At 67.7% G+C, this 22,331-nt stretch carries 20 protein-coding genes and 1 tRNA gene; 17 read left to right on the top strand and 4 right to left on the bottom strand.

Translation table 11 applies throughout. The annotated features are described in order from the left end of the window. Positions 1-78: 78 nt before the first annotated feature. Positions 79-2,385, top strand: a complete 2,307-nt coding sequence (locus KHU32_RS14675) for an AI-2E family transporter (RefSeq protein WP_213670820.1) — start codon at positions 79-81, stop codon at positions 2,383-2,385. Between the two features lie 98 nt (positions 2,386-2,483). Here KHU32_RS14675 and KHU32_RS14680 read toward each other — a convergent pair. Next, positions 2,484-2,557, bottom strand: a tRNA-Gln gene (locus tag KHU32_RS14680). Positions 2,558-2,688: 131 nt separating this feature from the next. Between KHU32_RS14680 and KHU32_RS14685 the strand changes: the two genes are divergently transcribed. The 6 genes from KHU32_RS14685 to guaA all read left to right on the top strand — a co-directional run bounded on the left by KHU32_RS14685 (position 2,689) and on the right by guaA (position 9,706). Continuing rightward, positions 2,689-3,693, top strand: coding sequence for a Ppx/GppA phosphatase family protein (locus KHU32_RS14685; protein ID WP_213670821.1), 1,005 nt, complete (start codon positions 2,689-2,691; stop codon positions 3,691-3,693). 9 nt (positions 3,694-3,702) lie between these two features. Beyond that, positions 3,703-4,395: an RlmE family RNA methyltransferase gene (locus tag KHU32_RS14690; protein WP_213670822.1), complete on the top strand. Its 693-nt coding sequence runs from the start codon at positions 3,703-3,705 to the stop codon at positions 4,393-4,395. Between the two features lie 109 nt (positions 4,396-4,504). Then, a complete protein-coding gene (gene guaB / locus KHU32_RS14695; protein WP_213670823.1) occupies positions 4,505-5,995 on the top strand; it encodes an IMP dehydrogenase in 1,491 nt (496 codons plus the stop codon). A gap of 170 nt (positions 5,996-6,165) precedes the next feature. Beyond that, positions 6,166-7,473 (top strand): RsmB/NOP family class I SAM-dependent RNA methyltransferase, encoded by a 1,308-nt coding sequence (locus KHU32_RS14700; RefSeq protein ID WP_213670824.1) that lies wholly within the window; start codon positions 6,166-6,168, stop codon positions 7,471-7,473. 12 nt (positions 7,474-7,485) lie between these two features. Then, positions 7,486-8,049 (top strand): GNAT family N-acetyltransferase, encoded by a 564-nt coding sequence (locus tag KHU32_RS14705; protein ID WP_213670825.1) that lies wholly within the window; start codon positions 7,486-7,488, stop codon positions 8,047-8,049. 100 nt (positions 8,050-8,149) lie between these two features. Next, positions 8,150-9,706, top strand: a complete 1,557-nt coding sequence (gene guaA, locus KHU32_RS14710) for a glutamine-hydrolyzing GMP synthase (protein ID WP_213670826.1) — start codon at positions 8,150-8,152, stop codon at positions 9,704-9,706. Positions 9,707-9,809: 103 nt separating this feature from the next. Here guaA and KHU32_RS14715 read toward each other — a convergent pair whose 3' ends face one another. Continuing rightward, positions 9,810-11,645, bottom strand: coding sequence for an ATP-binding protein (locus KHU32_RS14715; RefSeq protein ID WP_213670827.1), 1,836 nt, complete (start codon positions 11,643-11,645; stop codon positions 9,810-9,812). 318 nt (positions 11,646-11,963) lie between these two features. On the opposite strand from KHU32_RS14715, the gene KHU32_RS14720 reads away from it, so the two are divergent. The 7 genes from KHU32_RS14720 (at position 11,964) to KHU32_RS14750 (ending at position 16,948) form a co-directional block, all read left to right on the top strand. After that, complete coding sequence (locus KHU32_RS14720) at positions 11,964-12,587, top strand: HD-GYP domain-containing protein (RefSeq protein ID WP_213670828.1); 624 nt, start codon at positions 11,964-11,966, stop codon at positions 12,585-12,587. Positions 12,588-12,633: 46 nt separating this feature from the next. Further along, positions 12,634-12,984, top strand: a complete 351-nt coding sequence (locus tag KHU32_RS14725) for a hypothetical protein (protein WP_213670829.1) — start codon at positions 12,634-12,636, stop codon at positions 12,982-12,984. Positions 12,985-13,580: 596 nt separating this feature from the next. Continuing rightward, positions 13,581-13,943, top strand: coding sequence for a hypothetical protein (locus KHU32_RS14730; protein WP_213670830.1), 363 nt, complete (start codon positions 13,581-13,583; stop codon positions 13,941-13,943). Positions 13,944-14,128: 185 nt separating this feature from the next. Next, positions 14,129-14,530 carry a hypothetical protein gene (locus tag KHU32_RS14735; protein WP_213670831.1) on the top strand — a complete coding sequence of 134 codons (402 nt, stop codon included), beginning with the start codon at positions 14,129-14,131 and terminating at the stop codon, positions 14,528-14,530. A 127-nt stretch (positions 14,531-14,657) separates the two neighbouring features. After that, positions 14,658-14,963 carry a hypothetical protein gene (locus KHU32_RS14740; RefSeq protein WP_213670832.1) on the top strand — a complete coding sequence of 102 codons (306 nt, stop codon included), beginning with the start codon at positions 14,658-14,660 and terminating at the stop codon, positions 14,961-14,963. Between the two features lie 137 nt (positions 14,964-15,100). Next, positions 15,101-16,069 (top strand): tripartite tricarboxylate transporter substrate binding protein, encoded by a 969-nt coding sequence (locus KHU32_RS14745; RefSeq protein WP_213670833.1) that lies wholly within the window; start codon positions 15,101-15,103, stop codon positions 16,067-16,069. Between the two features lie 390 nt (positions 16,070-16,459). Beyond that, positions 16,460-16,948, top strand: a complete 489-nt coding sequence (locus KHU32_RS14750) for an invasion associated locus B family protein (protein ID WP_213670834.1) — start codon at positions 16,460-16,462, stop codon at positions 16,946-16,948. 136 nt (positions 16,949-17,084) lie between these two features. On the opposite strand, the gene KHU32_RS14755 is transcribed toward KHU32_RS14750, so the two are convergent. Both KHU32_RS14755 and KHU32_RS23545 read right to left on the bottom strand, forming a co-directional pair. Beyond that, positions 17,085-17,558, bottom strand: a complete 474-nt coding sequence (locus KHU32_RS14755) for an ester cyclase (RefSeq protein ID WP_213670835.1) — start codon at positions 17,556-17,558, stop codon at positions 17,085-17,087. Positions 17,559-17,809: 251 nt separating this feature from the next. Beyond that, positions 17,810-18,046 (bottom strand): hypothetical protein, encoded by a 237-nt coding sequence (locus KHU32_RS23545; protein WP_213670836.1) that lies wholly within the window; start codon positions 18,044-18,046, stop codon positions 17,810-17,812. Between KHU32_RS23545 and KHU32_RS14765 the strand changes: the two genes are divergently transcribed. From KHU32_RS14765 to KHU32_RS14775, 3 genes are all read left to right on the top strand, one after another. After that, entirely contained in the window at positions 18,045-20,516 is a 2,472-nt protein-coding gene (locus KHU32_RS14765; protein ID WP_213670837.1) for a pyrroloquinoline quinone-dependent dehydrogenase, read from the top strand. The genes KHU32_RS23545 and KHU32_RS14765 overlap by 2 nt on opposite strands. A 460-nt stretch (positions 20,517-20,976) precedes the next feature. Next, positions 20,977-21,690, top strand: coding sequence for an integrase arm-type DNA-binding domain-containing protein (locus tag KHU32_RS14770; RefSeq protein WP_213670838.1), 714 nt, complete (start codon positions 20,977-20,979; stop codon positions 21,688-21,690). Positions 21,691-21,852: 162 nt separating this feature from the next. Further along, complete coding sequence (locus KHU32_RS14775) at positions 21,853-22,314, top strand: tyrosine-type recombinase/integrase (RefSeq protein WP_213670839.1); 462 nt, start codon at positions 21,853-21,855, stop codon at positions 22,312-22,314. Positions 22,315-22,331: the final 17 nt, after the last annotated feature.

Consider the following 22,331-nt stretch of genomic DNA (forward strand, 5'->3'; position numbering starts at 1 on the left):
TCGGCTCCGATCGTTTCCTTGTGGAACCGAAGCCGAGGAGCCGGCGTTCTCGCTCTGGCCCGGGGAGCTGAGACCAATATGCCAGGACACCAGACGGAGATCGGCGGAGCGCCCCAGAGCGCGGCCCCGAGGAAGGACGTCATCAGGCTCGCGGCCGGGCTGGTCTCCATGGCCGTCATCGTGGCCGCGCTCTACTACGGGCAGAACATCATCATCCCGATCGCGGTGGCGCTGCTCATCAGCTTCGCGCTCAATCCCGTGGTCACCTGGATGTCCCGACGCGGGATTCCGCGCGCGATCTCGACCTCGATCGCGATCGCGGCCGTCCTCATCCTCGTCGCCGGCTTCGGCATCCTGCTGGCCGCGCAGGTCCGTTCCCTGGCGCTGGAGCTGCCGAACTACCAGTCGACCATCCTCGCCAAGCTGACCTCCCTCAAGGACACGATCAACGCGCCCGGCATCTTCGACCGCGCCTTCGAGACGCTGGAGCGCGTCCAGCGCGAGGTGACGACGACGGATCCCGCCCAGCTAGCCAACGGGCCGCAGCGCGTCGAGGTCGTTCCCATCCCGGCCAGCCCCTTCGAGCAGGCGCTGACCTGGCTCGGGCGTTCGCTGGAACCGCTGGCGACGCTCGGCATCGTCTTCATCTTCATCTTCCTGACGCTGCTCGACCGCGGCGACCTGCGCGACCGCTTCCTGCGACTGATGGGCAACGACCTCCACCGCTCCACCGATTCCATGGAGGAAGCGGGCGGTCGGATCAGCAAGTACCTGACCATGCAGCTGGTGGTGAATGTCAGCTACGGCATTCCGATGGCCATCGGGCTGTGGCTGATCGGCATTCCCGGCGCCCTGCTCTGGGGCACGGTGGCCGCCGTGCTGCGCTTCATCCCTTACCTCGGCCCGATGATCTCGGCGGTGTTCCCGCTCTCACTCGCCTTCGCGGTGGATGACGGCTGGAACATGCTCATCATGGTCGCCGCGCTGATCGTGGTGCTGGAGCTGGTCAGCAACAACGTGATCGAGCCGCTGCTCTACGGGACGAGCACGGGCCTTTCCACGCTGTCGCTCATCGCCTCGGCGATGTTCTGGACCGCCATCTGGGGGCCGATCGGCCTCATCCTTTCGACGCCGATCACCGTCTGCCTTCTCGTCGTCGGCAAGAACCTGCCCCAGCTGCAGTTCCTCGACATCATTCTCGGCTCGACGCCGGTGCTCGATCCGCCGATGCGGCTGTACCAGCGGCTGATCGCCAATGATCCCGAGGAGGCGGTCGACCTCGCGAAGACGGAAATCGCCAGGTCGTCGATCCTCGAATTCTACAACGACGTGGTCATCGACGCCCTGAACATCGCCAGCCGGGATTATCTGCGGAACGCCACTTCCGAGCACCGGCTGAGGCTCGCGAACGGGATGGACCTCCTGCTGGACGAGCTGCGGGAGGAATACCCAACCGCTGATGGCGGAAGCTCCGCGGCCCCGGTGATCTGCATCGGTGGGAAATGGCACCTCGACAACATCTCGGCCGAGATGATGGCCCATGCCCTGAATCTGGAAGGCGTGCCGGCGACGACGCGGGCCATCTCGACGATCAATTCCCGCAATATCGGCGAGCTCAACCTCTCCGGCACGGAGACGCTGTGCATCTGCTACTTCAGCCACGATCCGGCGATCCCCGCGCGGCATTTCGCGCGGCGCCTGCGCCTGCGCTGGCCGGGGCTGAAGATCGTCTTCGCGCTCTGGAACCCGCCCGCCGATCTCTGCGACACCCGCGCGCTCGAGCGGCTGTCGGCCGATGCCGTCGTGACCTCGGTCAACGAGGCGGTCCTGCGAATCCAGCACATCATCGCGCCCGAGCAGGCAGAGGTCGCGCGGCAGGCCGAGCTGCCGGAGAACGAGGCGCAGCGCGTGGCCGCGGTGGAGGCGAGCGGAATCCTGGAGCAGAGCCATCGGGAGAAGCTCGATGCCATCGCGAGGCGCGCGGCCAATGTCTTCGACGCGGACTTCGCCGTGATCTCCACCATCACCTCCGACATGGAGTATTTCGTCGGGCAGAGCGGGAAGATCCCGGGCGGGATCGTGGACGATTCGGGACGGTTGCTGCCGATGCCGCGGGTGGAGGCCATCTGCAACTACGTGATCGCGGATGACGAGACGCTGGTGATCCACGACATGCATCGCGACCCGCGCTTCTCCGACAATGCGACCATCCGGCAATGGGGCGCGCGCTTCTACGCCGGCGCGCCGATCCGCGGCGCCGATGGCGAGGTGTTCGGCGCGCTGTGCCTCCTCGATTCGGAGCCGCGCGAGCTGGAGGAGGAGGAGGTCGAGCTTCTCGAGGAAATGGCGAAGGAAGTGCCAGCCGAGATGAAAGAAGCCGACTGACGAGCGGCGGCCAGCCAATGTGCCGGATCTCGTTTTTCTGCGGTCTGCATTCAGGCCTGCGGGGCGTTACGCCCTTACTGGCAGCATGCCTGAGCCGGTGGCTGGGGGACCTGGATTCGAACCAAGACTGTCCGAGTCAGAGTCGGAAGTTCTACCGTTAAACTATCCCCCAAGCGCTCACCGCTCGGCTGGACGGGCAGATAGCATCGACGATCCGAGCTGCCAAGACCGCAATAACACTTGCGATGACAGTCCTGCTTCATGATCATGACTGCCACGCACCCTGAACGAGTCAGCGCCCCGATGACCGCTCTCCACCCCTCGCACGCCGCGAACGGCCCCCCTTCCGCGCTTTTCGCGGCCCTCGATCTGGGCACCAACAACTGCCGCCTGCTCATCGGCGCGCCCACGCGCCACGGCTTCCGCGTGGTGGACAGCTTCTCGCGCATCGTTCGCCTCGGCGAAGGACTGGCCGGCTCCGGCGCGCTCTCCGACGCGGCGATGGACCGCACCATCTCCGCACTTTCCGCCTGCGCCGAGCGGCTGCATCGCCGCCCCGTCCGCCGCCTGGCCGCCGTCGCCACCGAGGCCTGCCGCCGGGCCGCGAACGGCAACAGCTTCCTGGCCCGCGCCGCCGAGGAGACCGGGCTGCGGCCGCGCATCATCTCGCCGCGCGAGGAAGCCGAACTCGCCATGGAGAGCTGCGCCCCTCTCCTCGAGCCTGGGGACCGGCGTGCCATTCTCTTCGACATCGGCGGCGGCAGCACCGAGATCGCCTGGATTCGCACCGGCCCCCGCCCGGAGCTGATCGGTTATCTCTCGATTCCCTGCGGCGTGGTGACGCTGGCGGAGCGCGAGGGCGGCAACTGCTTCTCCGTCGAAGGCTTCCAGGCCGTGGTGGACGACATCCACGCCCGACTCCGCAGCTTCGACCGACTGCATTGCATCGGCCAGGAGATCCGCCGCGGCGGCGTGCGCCTGATTGGAACCTCCGGCACGGTGACGACGCTGGCCGGCGTGGTGATGGCCCTGCCCAAATACCGGCGGGAGCTGGTGGACGGCACGCATCTGGGCATCGGCGCCGCGGAGGATGCCATGGCGCAGCTCTTCGCCATGGGGCGCGCCGGGCTCTCGGCCCATCCCTGCATCGGGCCGGAGCGCGCGGATTTCGTGCTTCCCGGCTGCGCCGTCTATTCCGCGATTCATCGCCTCTGGCCGGTCGATGCGCTGACGGTGGCCGATCGCGGGCTGCGCGAAGGCATGCTCCTGCGGCTGATGCGGGGTGACCGGAGCGTCTGGCGCGCGTAAAGGCTAGCCATGGCCAAATTGACGAGCCGTTCCGGGGGCGGTGGTCCCGGCCCCCGCGGCACCCATGCCAATGTGAAGACCGCGCGCGGCCGCAGCAATGCGAGCCAGCGCTGGCTCGCGCGGCAACTCAACGATCCCTATGTGAAGGCGGCCCAGGCCGCCGGCTGGCGCAGCCGCGCCGCCTTCAAGCTCCTGGAGCTGGATGAGCGGTTCAAGCTGCTGAAGCCCGGCCAGCGCGTGGTCGACCTCGGCGCGGCCCCGGGCGGCTGGACCCAGGTGGCCATGCGCACCCTCGGCGATGGCGGCGAGGTCGTGGCGCTCGACCTCCTGCCGATGGACGTCGTGGCCGGCGCGAAGATCCTGCAGGGCGACTTCCAGGACGAGGCGGTGGAGGCCGCGGTGCTGGCGGCGCTCGGCGGCCCGGCGGACCTCGTCCTCTCCGACATGGCGCCCAATACCACTGGCCATTCCTCGACCGACCATCTGCGCATCATCGACTTGGCCGAGCTCGCGCTCGACTTCGCCATCAAGGTCCTGGCGCCGGGCGGCGGATTCGTGGCGAAGGTGTTCCAGGGCGGGTCGGAGAAGGACATGCTCGACCGCCTGCGCGCGCATTTCACCAAGGTGCAGCACGCCAAGCCGCCTTCCAGCCGCAAGGAAAGCAGCGAGCTCTACGTCGTCGCGACCGGGTTCCGCGCCTGACGCAGGGGAGGGGCGCGCGCCCTTCACCATCTCACTGCTGGACGACACCCCCCGGCGGGGTTATGGACGCTCGCCAAGGTCGTTTGACCGCCCGAAAGGTCCCCCGCCCATGGCAGCCCCCGATTTCGCTGAACCTATCCGCATCGCCGAGGCCTATGCCTTCGACGATGTGCTGTTGTTGCCGGCCTATTCGACGGTCCTGCCAGGGCAGACCGACACGCGCACCCGGCTGACGCGCGAGATCTCGCTCCACATCCCGCTCATCGCCGCGGCGATGGACACCGTGACCGAAGCGCCGATGGCCATCGCCATGGCGCAGCGCGGCGGTATCGGCGTGATCCACAAGAACATGACGCCGGCCGAGCAGGGCGAGCAGATCCGCCAGGTGAAGCGCTTCGAGAGCGGCATGGTGGTCAACCCCGTCATGGTGAATCCGGACCAGACCCTGGCCGAGATCCAGGCCCTGAAGGCGCGTCACCGCATCAGCGGCTTCCCGGTGGTCGAGCCCGGCTCGGGCCGCCTGGTGGGCATCATCACCAGCCGCGACGTCCGCTTCGCGACCGACCCCAACCAGCGCGTCTACGAGCTCATGACGCGCGAGAACCTGGTCACGGCACCGCAGAACGTCTCCGTCGAGCAGGCGCGCAGCCTGCTGCACAAGCGGCGGCTCGAGAAGCTGCTGGTGGTGGACGAGGCCGGCCGCTGCGTGGGCCTCATCACCGTCAAGGACATGGACAAGTCCGAGGCGCATCCCAACGCCGTGAAGGACGGCATGGGCCGCCTGCGCGCCGCCGGCGCAACCGGCGTGGGCGAGGACGGCCTCAAGCGCGCCGAGGCGCTGGTCGAGGCCGAGGCCGATGTGATCGTGGTCGACACGGCGCATGGCCATTCGGGCGGCGTGCTGGCGGCGATCGAGCGCATCAAGCGCCTGTCCAACACCGTGCAGATCATCGCGGGCAACGTCGCGACCCCCGAGGGCGCGCTGGCGCTCATCCAGGCGGGCGCGGATGCGGTGAAGATCGGCATCGGGCCGGGCTCCATCTGCACCACCCGCATCGTGGCCGGCGTCGGCGTGCCGCAGCTCACCGCCGTGATGGAATGCGCGGCGGCCGCGCGCGAGAGCGGTGTTCCCGCGATCGCCGATGGTGGCGTCCGCAGCTCGGGCGACATCGCCAAGGCCATCGCGGCCGGCGCCGAATGCGTGATGATGGGCAGCCTCTTCGCCGGCACCGACGAAGCGCCGGGCGAGGTGTTCCTGTACCAGGGCCGCTCCTACAAGTCGTATCGCGGCATGGGCTCGCTGGGCGCCATGGCGCGCGGCTCGGCCGACCGCTACTTCCAGGCCGAGGTGACCGATCAGCTCAAGCTGGTGCCCGAGGGCGTGGAAGGCCGCGTCGGCTACAAGGGCCCGGTGGGCAACGTGATCCATCAGCTCGTGGGCGGACTCAAGGCCGCCATGGGCTATACGGGCAGCGCCACCATCGCCGACCTGCAGAAGAACGGGCGCTTCCGGCGCATCACCAATGCCGGCCTGCGCGAGAGCCACGTGCACGACGTCGCGGTGACGCGCGAGGCGCCGAACTACCGCATCGATGGCTGAGGCCACCGTGCCCCGGCGGCGGAGGACGACGCCGGGGCACGCAGCCGAAGCCCTGAAATCCGAGGGGGGCGGCGCCCGCGCCACCCCCTTCCCCACCTTTCCCCCCGGCCGGCCGCGGCATGATGACGCGGCGCTCCGGTCCCCTTCCCCCATCGACGGAGCTGCCTGACGTGACGCCCGAAGGGCGGCTTGCCGCCGCGATCGACCTGCTGCACGCCGTCTTCGACCAGCCTCGCCGGCCGGCCGACGCCATCGGCGCCGAATTCTTCCGCAACCGCCGCTACATCGGCGGCAGCGACCGCCGCGCCGTGTCCGACCTTGCCTGGGGCATCGTGCGGCAGCGGCTTCGGCTGGAATGGTGGATCGGCCAGACCGGGGCGCGCCTGACGCCCCGGCTGCTGGCCCTGGCCTTCCTCATCCTCGCCGAGAAGCGCAAGCCCGGCGAGGCCGCGAAGCTCTTCGACGCCGGGCGCTATTCCGCCGGCCCGCTGGACGCCGGCGAGATGGGCGTGGCCGAGCGCCTCGTCGGCAAGCCCCTGATGGGCAAGGAGATGCCTGATTCCCCTCGCCTGAACCTGCCCGGCTGGGCGCTGCCCGGCCTCGCGGCGCGCTTCGGCGACCGGCTGGAGGCCGAGGCGCTGGCCATGGAGGCCTCCGCGCCGCTCGACCTGCGGGTGAACATCCTCAAGGGCACGCGCGAGGAAGCGCAGCGCGCCCTGCGCGCCGAGGGCCTGGCTTCCGAAACCACGCCGCATTCGCCCTGGGGCCTGCGGATGCCCGGGCGCACGCCCATCACCGGCACCAATGCCTATAAGACCGGCCTCATCGAGGTGCAGGACGAGGGCAGCCAGGTCATCGCCGCCCTGGTGGGCGCCGCACCCGGCATGCGCGTGGCGGATTACTGCGCGGGCGCGGCCGGCAAGACACTGGCCATGGCCGCCACGATGAACAACCAGGGCCGGGTCACCGCCTGCGACGTCTCCGCCCCGCGGCTGGAAGGCGCCACCAAGCGCCTGCGCCGGGCCGGCGTTCATAATGCCGAGACCCATCTGCTGGAGCCCGGCGACCGCTGGGTGAAGCGCCGCGCGGGCCAGTTCGACCGCGTCCTGGTTGACGCGCCCTGCACCGGCACCGGCACATGGCGCCGCAATCCCGACGCCCGTTCCCGCACAACGGCGGAGGACCTCGCGGAACTGTTGCAAAAGCAAAGTGAAATTCTTGTAACGTCTTCCCATCTCGTTCGTCCTGGCGGTAGGCTCGTTTACGCGACGTGTTCGCTGCTTCCCGAGGAGGACGACTTGCAGGTTGAGCAGTTCCTGGGACTCCATCCGGAGTTCCGAGCGGTCCCGCTCGGCGCCGCCTGGTCGGCCGCCGGCCTCCCCGGCGCGCCGCCGATGGAGGGTCCCCACCTGCTGCTCTCCCCTGCCGCCCACGGCACCGACGGCTTCTTCTGCGCCGTCCTGGAACGCCAGGGCTGAGGCCGGGGTGCGATGGTCACCATCCGCCGTGCGAGGCCCGGGGACGCCCCCGCCCTTGGCGAGGTCCACGTGGCCTGCTGGCGCAGCGCCTATGCCGGGGTCCTGCCTGACAGCTATCTGAACTCCCTCTCCGCCACGGCGGAGACGCGGGGCTACGAGCGCGCCATCGCCGAGCGCCGGGGCGGCCATGCCGCCTTCGTGGCGGTGGCCGACAACCTGGAAATGCCGGGCGGCGGCGTGGTGGGCTTCATCACCGGCGGCCTTTCGCGCCGCCCCTCCATCGCGGAGGGCGAGGTCGAGACGCTCTACCTGATGGACGACTTCCACGAGCGAGGCATCGGGCGCCGGCTGATGCGGGCCATGGCGTCGCACCTGGCCTCGCTCGGCGCGCAATCCGCCTTCGTCTGGGTCCTGGAGCCCAACCCCTCGCGCTGGTTCTACGAGCGTCTGGGGGCCAAGCTGGTGGCGCGCGAGGACATGGTCTTCGCGCATCAGCGCACGACCCAGCTGGCCTATGCCTGGGACCCCATTCACACGCTGCTGACCGCCACCGCGACGACCAAGCTGCCGCGCTAGCCCTGGCTTTTGTGCCTCCTGGGCCGCCGTCCCGCCCGGCGCAGGGGACGGCGGCGCAACGCGCGCTTGACGCGGCGCGGATTCGACCTTTCAAGCGCGCATGGCCCAGCACGACCGCATCCTGATTCTCGATTTCGGCAGCCAGGTGACCCAGCTCATCGCACGGCGCCTCCGCGAAAGCGGGGTCTATTGCGAGGTCTGGCCCTTCAACGCCGCGGCCCCCGAGCGCATCCACGCCTTCGCGCCCAAGGGCCTCATCTTCTCCGGCGGCCCGGCCTCCGTCACCGAGGGCGCCTCCCCCCGCGCCCCGCAGGAAGTCTTCGAGATGGGCCTGCCCATTCTCGGCATCTGCTACGGGCAGCAGACCATGGCTACCCAGCTGGGCGGCACGGTCGAGGGCGGGCATGCGGCGGAATTCGGCCGCGCCGTCGTCACCGTCACGGGCGAATGCACGCTGACCCAGGGCCTCTGGGCCAAGGGCGCGACGGAGACGGTGTGGATGTCGCATGGCGACCGCATCACCGTGCTGCCGCCTGGCTTCCGCGTCGTCGCGGAATCCGAGGGCGCGCCCTTCGCGCTGATCGCCGACGAATCCCGCCACTACTACGGCACCATGTTCCACCCCGAGGTGGTGCACACGCCGCATGGCGCGGCGCTGCTGAAGAACTTCACCCACGGCGTCTGCGGCTGCACGGGCGACTGGACCATGGCCGGCTTCCGCGACGAGGCCATCGAGCGCATCCGCGCCAAGGTGGGCAAGGGCCGCGTGATCTGCGGGCTTTCCGGCGGCGTCGATTCCTCCGTGGCCGCGGTGCTGATCCACGAGGCCGTGGGCGACCAGCTCACCTGCATCTACGTCGACCATGGGCTGATGCGCGCGAATGAGAGCGACCAGGTGGTCGCCACCTTCCGCGACCGCTTCAACATCAAGCTCATCCACCGCGACGCGAGCGACCTTTTCCTCGGCCAGCTCTCGGGCGTCACGGACCCCGAGCAGAAGCGCAAGATCATCGGGCGCCTGTTCATCGAGGTCTTCGAGGAGGAGCAGAACAAGCTCGGCGGCGCGGATTTCCTCGCGCAGGGGACGCTCTACCCGGACGTGATCGAGAGCGTCTCGGCCACCGGCGGGCCCAGCGTCACCATCAAGTCCCACCACAATGTCGGCGGCCTGCCCGAGGGCATGCGCATGCAGCTCGTGGAGCCGCTGCGGGACCTCTTCAAGGATGAGGTCCGCGCCCTGGGCCGCGAGCTCGGCATCCCCGAGGAGATCGTGGGCCGCCATCCCTTCCCCGGCCCCGGCCTCGCCATCCGCATCCCCGGCGAGGTGACGCGCGAGAAGGCCGACCTGCTGCGCAAGGTGGACAGCATCTACCTGGAGGAGATCCGCGCCGCGGGCCTCTACGACGCAATCTGGCAGGCCTTCGCGGTGCTGCTGCCGGTGCGCACGGTCGGCGTGATGGGCGACGGCCGCACCTACGACATGGCCTGCGCGCTGCGCGCCGTGACGAGCACGGACGGCATGACGGCGGAGTTCTACCCCTACGACATGGGCTTCCTGGGGCGCGTGGCGAACCGGATCGTGAACGAGGTCCGCGGAGTGAACCGGGTGACCTACGACATCACGAGCAAGCCGCCCGGGACGATCGAGTGGGAGTGAGGGAAGCGGGGGCGATTTCCGCTGTCGCGTAATTCGCTTTCCTCGCTTCGTATCTCACCTCGTTGAGTCGGCCGCCGGCAGGGCGTAAGCGGCCGGCGGACCTTCAGGACGGCAGAGGCCGGGCAGCGCTTCCGTAGCCCCATCGCTCCAATGCCGCCAGGAGCTCGCCGCGGTCCATCGGCTTGGTCAGGTGGTCGTCGAAACCTGCCGCCATCATCTTCTGGATCTGCGCGGGAAGCGCGTCGGCCGTCACCGCCAGGATCGGCAGCCCGGCGACCGGGCCCGGCATGGCACGGATTAGCCTCACCGTGTCGCTGCCATTCAGGCCGGGCATGCGCTCGTCCATCAGCACCAGGTCCGGCAGAGGCTCGCGCTCCAGCAAGGTCAACGCGGATTCTCCGCTCGGCGCCTGGACCACGCGATGGCCGGCCGCCTTGAGAAGCTCCGCAGCGACAAGCCGGTTGGTCGCGATGTCGTCGACCACGAGGATGTTCAGCGCCTGCCGGGCCGGCGGCTCGGCAGGGAGCGGCGTTAGGGCTTCGGCCCTTCCTGGTTCGGCGATGGGCAGCGGCAGTAGCAAGGTGAAACGGCTGCCACGCCCCTCGGGGCCATCCTCGTGGGTCAGGCGGCCGCCCATGGCCCCGGCCAGCGCGGCGCTGATCGCCAGCCCCAGCCCGCTGCCGGCAAGCGCCTGATCTCCCTCGGCCTGGGAGAATTCCTCGAAGAGATGCGGCCGCAGTGCCGCTGGGACGCCGCTGCCGGTGTCGGTCACGGCGAAGCACGTCTCGCTGCCGCGCTGCAGCACCTCCAGCGAGACCGTGCCGCCCGGAGGCGTGAAGCGGATCGCGTTCGCCAGAAGGTTCATGAGAATCTGCCGCAGCCGCAGCGCATCGGCCGAAACAATCGGCGGCAGGGCTGGGTCCAGTCGCAGGACAAGCGTCACGTCCCGGGCGGCGGCCGTCTCCTTCAGGAGCGCGAGCATGTCGTCCAGAAATTTTGCCAGCCCGAGCGGCCTGGGCATGGGAAGGAAGTGGCCGGCCTCGATCCGGGAGATGTCCAGCACGTCGTTCAGGATCGCCAGCAGATGCCGGCCCGCCTGCTCCAAGGTCTCTGCCTTGCGCTGCTGCTCCGGACCGAGGCTGCGGTCATCCGCCAGCACCTGGGCCAACCCCAAAACGGCGTTGAGCGGGGTGCGCAGCTCGTGGCTCATCCGCGACAGGAAGCGTGTCTTCTGAAGGCTGGCGCGGTCCGCAGCGTCGCGTGCCGCGGCCAGTGCGGCTGTCGAGCGTGCCTCGGCCTTCTCTTTGGTGAGGGCCACGAGGAGCAGCGTGCCCCCGCACAGCAGCACGATGTTGAGCAGCAACAGCGCGCCGAGCCAGTAGGCATGAGGCAGTTGCCCGGGCGGGCGGGGCAGGAAAGCCAGGGTGATGCTGGTGAGGGCCAGGTAGGCAACCGTCACGCCTGCGAGCAGCGCGATGAACAAGGGCCTCGATGGCAAGGGAAGCGTCCGCTGGCCGCGGACAAATTCCCTCAGCGTCAGGCCATTATAAGCGATCAGAAGCAGGGCGACCATCGCCACACGTGCATCCGTGTCGGCATAGAAGCCCGGGAACTGGCAGGCGGCCAGCCAGACGCCCGCCCCGGCGAATATGGCCCAGGTCAGCGGCGGCCTTCCCTCGAACTGACGGGCGCCGGTCCAGCCCAGCCCGAAGCTGAGGCAGACCACCGTATTGGCCAGATCTATCGAGAGCCAGTCCGGCGCGATACCACGCAAACCAAGGAGCACCGTGGCCAATGCGCTGAGGAGGCGATTCAGCGCCCAGCTGGCCAAGGCGGGCTCGCGGCGGTCATGGAGCCAGAGCCAGAGCATCGCCAACCCGAGGAAGCTGCTCAGGATTGCCGAGAAGATGGAGATCGTCGGCAGGTGAAGCGCGGACAAGTTCTTGCAACCTTGAGTTGAGAAGAATCCTCAGTATGCAATCTGGATGATCGGGCCCGACTTCGGCAACTGTCCCCGCATCCTGCTCGCCTCTCGCGATGCTTTCGTCCGAAGCGATGTTTGGAACCCGAGGTCGCGAGTGGCGAAGAGCTCTACAGGCGGTCTCTCGGCAGCGCGCCGAATGATGATCGCGAGGAAGTTTCCGTGACGAAGCGCGCGCTCCGGTTGCCGGAAGACTGAATTTGTTCGATTTTGGTCAGATTGAGACTTCGTCTGGGGCGAGCGGTTATGTCTTACGTGGAGCGTCTGACAGAACGCTTGAACCTGCTGGAATTGAGCGCTGGCGCCACCTTCGTGCATGAGGTCGTCAAGCATGAGCAACGTGTCGAGGCCCTGGTGGGGGACTTCGCGGATGCGCTGGCCCTTCCCCTGGCAGAACGCCGCGAGGCCCGCCTCGCCGGAAGATTTCATGACATCGGGAAGCTGCGGGTTCCTCCTGAAATCATCTTCAAGCCAGGGGCCCTGGACAGGAACGAGCGTCATGTCGTCGAACTGCATGGCGCATTGGGCGTGGATATCATCTCGGAAGCGCACGAAGAGCTTCCGGACGGTCTGCGGGAGGCCGTGCTGTACCATCACGAAAGATGGGATGGTCTAGGCTACGAAGGGGTAACGGGCACGGACATCCCTCACGTCGCCCGGCTCCTCTCGATCGTTGACGTCTTCGACGCGCTCACCGCTGACCGCGTTTATCGCCCCGCTATGACGGAGGCGGAGGCGTTGCGTCAGATGATCGCGCAGTGCAATGGCGTGGATGCGATGTGGTTCGATCCCTGTCTCTTTCGTCAGTTCATCGCCTGGAGATGCGACGCTTCCTCCGCTCTGACGCCGGAGCAGATCGAGGAACTGCGGGCCTACCCCTCAGCGGATCTTCCGCCGTAGCGGATCGGTTCTTGCGGGCGCACTCCACATCGGAGACCGTGGCAGCATGCTCGACAGTCCCCGCACGGTCCTGAAGCGGCTGGCCAAGACCGCCTTGCTTGCCTCCGGTCTGGGGCTGGCGCTCTACGGCGCGCTCATGGTCATCGCCGAGTTGGCCTACGGGCGCTGGGTGATCACGCTGGTCCTGGCAGTGCCTGCGACGCTGCTATTGGCTTTCATGGTGTTCGACGCGCTTCGAACGGGCGTTTTCCCCGTCTGGAGACACGCGGTTTCCCGACGCAGCGAACCGGGGCGCTATTGGATGAACATCGGCTGGCATGCCGCATGCGCGCTCCTTCTTGGCGCCATCGCCCTGTGGAGCGGCACGGAGCTGGCGACCGCCAGCCTGTCTCGGTGAAGAGAAAGCCCGGCCCGGGTTTCCCCGGCCGGGCTCATCAGCCGCCAAAGCACCCGGCCGGCAGCCTCTCCGGCTGATGTGTGCCGAAATTACCCCGGATGACACCGCAAATAAATCGTTGCCCGTCCGGCCGATCGATCAGGCGTCCCATTTTCGGCGAGTTCAGATCTTCCGGGGACGATGAGCGGCTTCGTGGGCTTCATGTCCCGCATCGTGAAGCTGGCCGAGTTGCCGCCCGAGATGACCGCGCACGTCCTGCGACATTCACTCGCAAGCGTGACCGCTGACCTCCAGCTTCGAAAATCACCATGACCTCGCTTATCGGCCAAAAGGGGCGGCATCACCGACGCTACATCCATTAGGCTGAGCGCCGTGCTGCCCGCCGCCGCAGACAAGGCGACGAGCGAGGTGCAGGGGCAGATGGGTGAGGCTATGCTGGAAAGCCAGGTGGTGCAGGTGCCCCTGCGGGTCGCATAGCGCTGGACCGTGGGATATCCGCCGACCAGGAAGACTGGCCGCATGCATCGTGTAGCCACTCATGGTTGCCTGTCGCGCGCAGACACGGGCAGGCTCACACTCCCAAGGAGCGACGGCCTATGAAGTATCCGATCCTCGCCGCCGCGCTCCTGGTCGCTTTGGCCGCCGTCCGGCCGGCTTGGGGGCAGGCGCTCGCAGGCGAGCACCAATTCATCCGGGATACGGTGATCCTGGAGCAGTACGTCCTTTGTCGTGAGGACAGCGACGAAGACACCGATAGCAAGCTCCAACGAGCATCGCGGTTCATCGCCGAGGAATTCATGGCGGCCAATGTTCGGGCGGCGGCCCTTCAGTTCGCCGTCGGCGCCCGCCTGGCGATCAGGGAGTATCACCAACGGCTCCTGCTTTTCGGTCAGCGGAGCGCCATCTGCGCGGATAACATCCTCGGCGTGCCCGAACTGCTGACGCGCGCACTTCGTTGATCGCATCTCACGCGCCCGCCTATGATGACGGATCATCGCCGCTGCGGATCCGGCCCACGCCCCACGTGAAGGGGTTCGTGGATCAGCCGGCGACCGAGCTTCACCTGCGTCGGCACAACCCGCTTTCTGACGCGTACCGAACTGATGGGGGATGGATGACGCCTCCCGTCGAGGAGCCTTAGCCCATGACCGATCGCGCCAAAGCCGTCTTCGCCTCAGGCGGCCGATCTGAGCTCCTGTCCCTTTGGAGCCGTCTGGACGCCAATGGCCAGGCCCGGGTGCTCGAGCTGTCGCGGGAGCTTGCGCGTAGCGAACAGGCGCCGGCGCGTCTCGCCGGACCGGTGGCGGAGGCACCTCAGGGCGGCGGGCGGGTTTGGGTGATCGTCGCGCTCGCGCTGGCCATCTCCGCGGCCACTTACGGGATCACCCGCAGGGCGGATTCCGGCTTCTTCACCAGCGTGCAGAGCAGCGTCATGAGCGTCCGGAACAAGATCGCGGCGTGGTCGCGCGGCTGGCTGGACTTCGATCGCGATGACGACGAGGCGCGCGGCGAGCCGGCACCTCGGAAGCAGTCTGAGTGGCCATGACGACCCCGGGCCTCGGCCTCTAGCCCGACGCCCCTCGCCCACTCCGGCCTACGGATTTTTTGTGCCTGGGGAAAACTGCGCTCTACTCTGAGAACGCGGAGCAAAGCGCCGCGGAGAGGGAGCCGACATGGTAAAGAAGCCCACGAGCACCGCCGCACCAAGGAGAGCACGCGCTGCCAAGTCAGCCCAGGCCGAGACCGTGCCTGCCGAAGTCGAGCTTGCGCCTGAAGCAGAGGACGAGCCCACCCCGCTCGCCACGCTGACCCACCCGGAAGAAATGCGCGCGACGGTCGACGTCCAGCTTTCGTCGGGCAGCACCCTCAAGGCGACCGCGCGCTGGACGCCGGCGGGCGTCGTTACGATGGGCGTGACGATGTCCAGCATCCTGCTCTCGGCGGCCGCGATCGTGTGGGCGTCCCGGCGCCGCCCTTAGCGCATCAGCAGCCAGACCGATCACCGGCGGTGTCGCCCGTCTGGAGGACGCCATCGCGAAAGGGCACCCACTGATAAAGGCTTGCTGGCAGGCGGCGTTGCGGCGATAGGTCAGCGCAAATTCACAAGGAGGAAATCATGTCCGCCATCACCCGTCGCTCCGCCCTCGCCCTCCCGCTGGCGGCTGGCCTCGCGGCCCCCGCCTATGCCCAGCAGAATTTCCCGAGCCGCCCCATCCGCATGCTCGTCCCCTGGGCGCCGGGCGGCACGTCCGACATCGCGATGCGCGCCCTGTGCGAAGCCGCCTCGAAGCGGCTCGGCCAGCCCGTCATCGTGGAGAACAGGGCCGGCGCGGGCGGTGTGCTCGGGGCGCAGTTCCTCCTCACCACGCCGGCGGACGGCTATGTGCTGAGCCAGTTCCCCATCAGCGTCATGCGTCAGCCGCTGCTGAACAGCCGGCCGCTGTTCGATCCGCTGGCGGACTTCACCTACGTCTCCCTGATCACGGGCTACCTCTTCGGCATCGTGGTGCGCGCGGACGCGCCCTGGCAGACGCTGGACGACCTCATCGAGGCGGCGCGGCGCGAGCCCGGCAAGCTCAACTATGGCTCGCCCGGCGTCGGCACCTCGCTCCACCTCACCATGGAGCAGATCGCCAAGGCGAAGGGCATCGAGTGGACGCACGTGCCCTTCCGCGGCGTCGCCGAGAACATGCAGGCCTTGCTGGGCGGGCAGATCCATATCCTGTCCGACAGCTCGGGCTGGGGACCGCAGGTGCAGGACGGCGCCCTGCGCTGCCTTGCCGTCTGGAGCGAGGCGCGCGCCAAGTCCTTCCCCAACGTCCCGACGCTGCGCGAGAGCGGGATCGATATCGTCTCGGTGAGCCCCTACGGCATCGGCGGCCCCAAAAACATGGATGCGGGCATCCTCCGTGCGCTGGACGCAGCCTTCCGCGAGGCGGTGTCCGACCCGCTGCATATCGGCGTGCTCGACCGCTACGACATGGCGCCCATGTACAAGAACAGCGCGGACTACACGGCCTATGTGCGCCAGACCATGGAAGACGAGCGGAAGCTCATCCAGGAGCTGGGCCTCCGGCTGAGCTGAGGCGCCACGCGTCGATCGCGACGCGTTCGGCCAGAAAATCGAGGCCCGCACCCGCGCAGGGCGCGGGCCTGCCTGCCCCAGATGAACCGCGAGGATTTCCTCGCGGTCGCCAGATTCAGATTCTCTGTCATTCCACGCGCAAAACGCCCGCCCTCTTGAAGAGGACGGGCACTCTGTTTTGCGTGCCGGACCTGATACCGGCTCACGAGATTTTCGTAGGCTCAGCTTAGCCTAAGCGCCACTCCGCCACTCGCTTTACAGCCATACCCTCCGAGAAAGTCCGCGCTTCCATCAGCGCTGCCGCAGCGCCGCGACCGGAGCATTAAGCCCGTCAGTTGGTTGCCAGGAGGTACCACCCTTTGTACCAAAGGGAGCATGAGAGCAGTGATCATGATCCCGGCCCTCGCGGCCCTCTTCATCGCTCCCGCCCTGGCACAGGACGGGCCACGAATTCTCCGCGTCTTCGGGCAATGGTCTGTGGCCGTCGACGTGCAGGACGGCCAGAAACTCTGTTACGCCTACACCACGCCAACGCGCATGAGTCATCGGCGCCGGAACGTCCACCTCAGCGTGATGCACGGCTCCCAGGGGCGGAACCAGATTGGTCTGAGCTCGGGTTACCGCTACTCCCGCGGCGCCTCGGTCACCGCAACGGTCGGGCGCACGCGGCTGCCCTTCTACACCGATGGTGATTGGGCGTTCGCCCGGAACGGCACGGCAGCCGTGGCCGCCTTCCGCGCGGGTTCCGAGGCGGTTGTGCGCGGTCCGCGCGCTGCCGGGCGGCCTCGTGGTACCGTCGTCGACACCTTCAGCCTGCGTGGCTTCACCGCTGCCTACGCCGCCATCAATCGGGAATGTCCGCCGCGCCGGCGGGGGTGATTTCGCAGGCAGGGCACCTGCCCGTTCCTTCTTACGACAGAAATCCGTGCCGTAGCGGCGCGAAAGCCTCGAAACACAAAACGCCCGTCCTCGCGAAGAGGGCGGGCGACGAGCGATGCTCAGCGAATCTACGGCCCTAGCCCGAGGCGGTTTCCAGCCCCACAACAAGGCCTCCAGAGATGAAACGCGCCTTGGCCTGGCGCTGCGTCGTCCACACCGCTTCCTCGACAATCTTGCCGCCGCAGAAGCGCAACGCGCTGTGTCCGCCAAGAACGATTTCCCGACGCGATCCGGCGGCCAGAGGCCCGATCTGGAAGTCGGCATAGGCCGGCCCCGTGTGCAGGCCGGAGCCCTCCCATTTCACCGCAACGATGTCGCGATCGGCAAGCATCGGCCCGAGCCGGCGGAATTCAAAATCGGGAAACGCCGCACGGAATTCGCGAATGAACCCTTTGAGGGCCTGGCGTCCAAGGCGCGGCTGCTCCGGCGAATACTGCAGAAGGATGTGCGCAGCCGCTAACTCATCGACAACATGCAGATCGCAAGGCTTCCCCCAGAAATGCGCCAACCATCGGCTGGCGACTGCCTTGTTGAGAGTTTCGGTATCCATGACGCCCTCGGCACATTGCGTTTGGGGCTACGGGATCTCTCGGTGGCCCTAAGCGAATTTGCCTCTCGGCCTGGACGGCCGAACTCCGGTTCTTGCTTTCTAAACGAAATCACCGGCTCGGCGCTGTGGCCTCTTAGGGAGGCCGGCGTGTCGAGACCTACGTCCTGACCAACAGCCTGCCTGCCCACTTCGTCATGGCCGATGCCGCTTACGATGCGGATCGGCTTCGCCAGATCATCGCCGACGAGGGCTCATTGGCCGTGATCCCCAGCAGCCCTTGCGCGCGCGAATACCCGGTCGATAAGCACCTCCGCGCCGCCCGCCATTTGATCGGATGCAGCGATGGGCGCCGGCTTTGCAGGCTTGATCTCGCCCATACCGCCGTCGGTCGGCTGGCCTTGGCGGATGTGGACCCTCACTGCGCAACCGATGCTGGATAACGACGTTGGCTCAAACATGAATTTCACGTAACCAATCGGAGCCAGCATGGACCAGCTATACAGAGAGGTGCAGCCCGCATCGGCTCGGCAATCTCGCGGCTGGCTGCTTCTTCATCGCGGCCTGCTAATTGTCCTGGGCCTCCTTGGGGTAGGACAAGCTGTCCTCGGTGGTTGGCTGCTGGCGCTCGGCGGGTCGCCCATGCACTTGGTCTGTGGCCTGCTGCTGCTGATCGCCGCTTGGCTCGGGCTCCGCTCCACCGGCCGGGCGGAGGTATTGGCGAGCGGCCTCGCCGCCGCGGTCGCCCTGGGCTGGGCGCTGACGGAAATTGCCGGCAAGGGCTGGATGCCAAGCTGGATTTTCGACTTCGCCGGCCGCGTGGCGCTGCTGCTGATCCTCCTGACGGCGATGCTGGCGGTCTCCGTCATGGCGCGCCATCGGCCGGGCCACTGGGCGCGCAGGGCCGTCGGCGGAGCGATGGCGGCCTGCCTTCTGCTGGTGAGCGGGCTTGTCGTACTGCTGTGGGAGAGGCCGCAGGGCCCGGCCCAGATCGCCGCCCACAGCACCCTGCCTTCCACCGCGAACGAGGTGACCAATACGGCCCAGAATTGGAGTGCCTATGCCGGATCGAATTTTGGGCGCCACTACTCGCCGGCCGCCCAAATTACCCCCGCCAACGTGCACGGGTTGCAGGAGGTGTGGCGCCACCGCTCCGGCGACACCGCGCCGAATGAGCGCGTGTTCTTCTCCTCCCAGAACACGCCGCTAAAGGTGGATGACACGCTGTATCTGTGCAGCAGCAGCGCGCAGGTCTTCGCCCTGGACCCCGCCACCGGCGAGCAGCGCTGGCATTACGATCCTGCTACTCCGGCGCGCGCCATGGAATCGCTGTTCAGCGTCGCCTGCCGCGCCGTCGGTCATCACGGCGTGCGGGGAGAGGCCGCGTGCAGCGAGCGCATTTTCACCGCCACTGCGGACGGCCGGCTCATTGCCCTGGATGCGCGCCGGGGGCAGCCCTGCACCAATTTCGGCACCGCCGGCACCGTCGACCTGACGGAGGGGATGGGTCTGCGCGATCCTGGCTTCGCCTCCAACACCTCCGGCCCCGCGGTGGTCGGCGACTTCGTCATCATCGGCCAGCAGGTCAGCGACAACCAGCGGCGCGACGCCCCCTCCGGCGTCGTACGCGCCTATGACGCGCGCAGCGGCGCGCTGGCGTGGGCCTGGGATGCGCATCGCCCGGATGCACGGGCGCCGCTGGCGGCAGGCGAGATCTATCCGCGCGGCACACCCAATGTGTGGACGGTGATCTCGGCCGATGAATCACTCGGCTTGGTCTTCCTGGGGACCGGCAACTCCGGCGCGGATCACTGGGGTGGCGACCGGACGGAGGAAGAGGACCGCTACACCGCCGCCATCGTGGCGGTGGAGCTCGAGACGGGCGCCACACGCTGGTCTTTCGCCACGGTCGATCACGACCTTTGGGACTACGACATCGGAGCACAGCCGACGGTGCTCGATATCCCGATCGACGGGCAGGTGCGTCGGGCCGTGCTGCTCGGCACCAAGACCGGATCGCTTTTCCTGTTCGATGCGGCGACAGGGGAAGCCCTGCGTCCCATCGAGCGGCGCCCGGCCCCGCAGGGGGAGACGCTGACCGGCGAGCGTTTGTCGCCGACTCAGCCGCAATCGACCTTTTATCCGAATTTTGCCGCGCATCCGGGGCAGGATCCGGAACGGATTGATGCGCGCCACACCTTCGGCATCTCGCCGCTGGATGCTGCCTGGTGCCGCATCCAGTTCCACCGCATGCGGTATGAGGGGATCTACACGCCACCGGTTTCAACCGGCAACGGCATGCTGCTGTTCCCGGGGACCATCGGCGGGCTCAACTGGGGTGGCGTCGGTGTGGATACCGGCCGGCTTATCGCCATCACCAATCACAGCCGTCTGCCCAACCATGTGGTGATGGTGCCGCGTGCGCAGGTGACCGACGTCGCGGTGGGCGATGGCGGGGCGCGGCCGGACCAGGTCGTGGCGCCACAGGCCGGCACGCCCTACGGCGCCATCCGGCCGATCTGGTTCTCGCCGCTCAACATGCCCTGCATCGCGCCGCCCTGGGGCTACTTGGCCGCAACCGATCTCGTCTCCGGCGATTTGCTATGGTCGCAGCCGCTGGGCACCGCCTTCGACACCGGCCCACTCGGCCTGCCGCTGCGCCTTCGCATCCCGGTCGGCACCCCGAACATCGGGGGACCGCTGGTGACGGGCAGTGGCCTGACCTTCATTGGTGCCGCGCAGGACAACTACCTGCGCGCCTTCCAGACGGAAACGGGCCGGTTGCTCTGGTCGGCGCGCCTGCCGGCGGGCGGCCAGGCCTCGCCAATGACCTATGTCCATGAAGGTCGGCAATATGTGGCGATGGTCGCAACCGGCCATTCGCGTCTGGAAACGGCACCAGGCGATCACCTGGTGGTCTATGCGTTGGGAGGAGAAGGCGAAGTCGGTGCGCGACCTTGATCGTGGGCGGAACTAGGCTCGCCCACTGACGGTGGCAGTGGACGACGCCATCGGGGCGGCACCGCCCCGTCAGGCCCTGATGGTCAAGGAAGGGCGGACGGCACCGAAATCGATGAACTGGTAACGGGCCCGCCATCGGGGGCTAAGCGCTCGTGGGAAGGTCAGCCGACACGTGGGTTGTTCCAGCGTTACCCCACTGCCGAGGAACGCCCACCTACAGCCGATCAGAATATTGAAAAGATTGGCGGACCCGAATGGATTCAAACCATCGACCTCTGCCTTCGGGGGGCACTTAGTAGCACTCTCCGGGGCATGATCACTCAGGATCGACAGGTCAAATCCCTTGGATAACCGCCATTTCCTTCATTCCCACCCATGATCGATGTTGCTCATACATTCTGACAGCTGTTACCCCAGCGTTACCCCGGCGCGGCGGGGTAACAAAGGCAGAGGTCATTCCATGGCGACCGCGAGCGGCAAGATCGGGCTGCGCGAGATCAGGGCAATCGCCCCCGGCAGCGAGCTTTTCGACGGTCCCGGCGGGCTGCCCGGCTTCGGTACTCGCCGGCGAGCAGGGCCCGCCGTCTCCTACTTCGTCATGTTCCGAACGGCGGAGGGCCGGCAACGCCGGTTCACGATCGGGACCCATGGCGCACCCTGGACGCCGGAGGAGGCCCGCGCCAAGGCCAAGGCGCTGCTCGCCGAAGTCGTGAAGGGTGAGGATCCTTCAGCGCGGAAGCGAGAGGTCCGAGAGGCGCCAACTGTCGCGGAGCTCTGCACGTCCTATCTCGAGGCCGCGGAGGCGGGCAGGCTGCCCACGCGACGTGGCGGGACGAAAAAGGCCAGCACCATCGCCACAGACCGCAGCCGCATCGACTCCCACATCCTGCCGCTGCTCGGCTCCATGAAGGTCCGGGCAGTCACCCAACGCGACCTCGACGACTTCCTGCAGGACGTCGCGGCGGGGAAGACCCATCGGCGCGAGCATCTCGGTCGATCCAGAGCCTATCGGAACGTCCGTGGCGGGATGGGCACGGCGTCGCGCACGATGGGGTTGCTTGGCGCCATCTTCACCTACGCTCTCCGCATGGGCCTGCGCGACGATAACCCCACTCAGGGCGTGCTGAGGCCCGCCGACAGCAAACGGGAGCGCCGCCTCTCTGCCGACGAGTAGGCCCTTGGCGACGGCCTCAACAGGGCCGCGGCGGTCATTCCGGCGACCGAGGAGGGCAAACCCGACAAGGCCGGCATGTGGCCCTCCGCGATCGCCGCGGTGCGTTTCCTCGCGCTGACGGGATGGCGTAGCGGCGAGGCTATCGGCCTAACCTGACGGGAGGTGGATCTGGCGCGGCGCACGGCCCGTCTGGGCGACATGAAGACGGGCGCGAGCACGCGGCCCCTGCCCCATGCCGCCTGCGCCGTCCTGACCGCCCAGCAGGCGCTGACGGGCGGCAAGGTCGATGGGCTGGTCTTCCCCCCTTCTCGCGGCGACGGGACCATGAGCGGATTCGCTGGCTTCATGGCGCGCATCGTGAATCTGGCAGATCTGCCGCCGGAGATCACTGCGCACGTCCTGCGGCAGTCCTTCGCCAGTGTGGCCGCCGACCTTGAGCTTTCAGAAGTCACCATCGCGTCGCTCATCGGCCACAAGGGCGGCGGCATCACCCGTCGCTACATCCATTCGGCCGACACTGTGCTGCTCGCCGCGGCCGATAAGGTGGCGGGTGAAGTGGCGTGGCAAATGGGTGAGGCCCCGCCAGAGGGCCAGGTGGTGCAACTCACCCCACGGGGCGCATAGCGCTGGACCGTTGGGTG

Source organism: Roseococcus pinisoli (genome assembly GCF_018413645.1).
Classification (GTDB): Bacteria; Pseudomonadota; Alphaproteobacteria; order Acetobacterales; family Acetobacteraceae; genus Roseococcus; species Roseococcus pinisoli.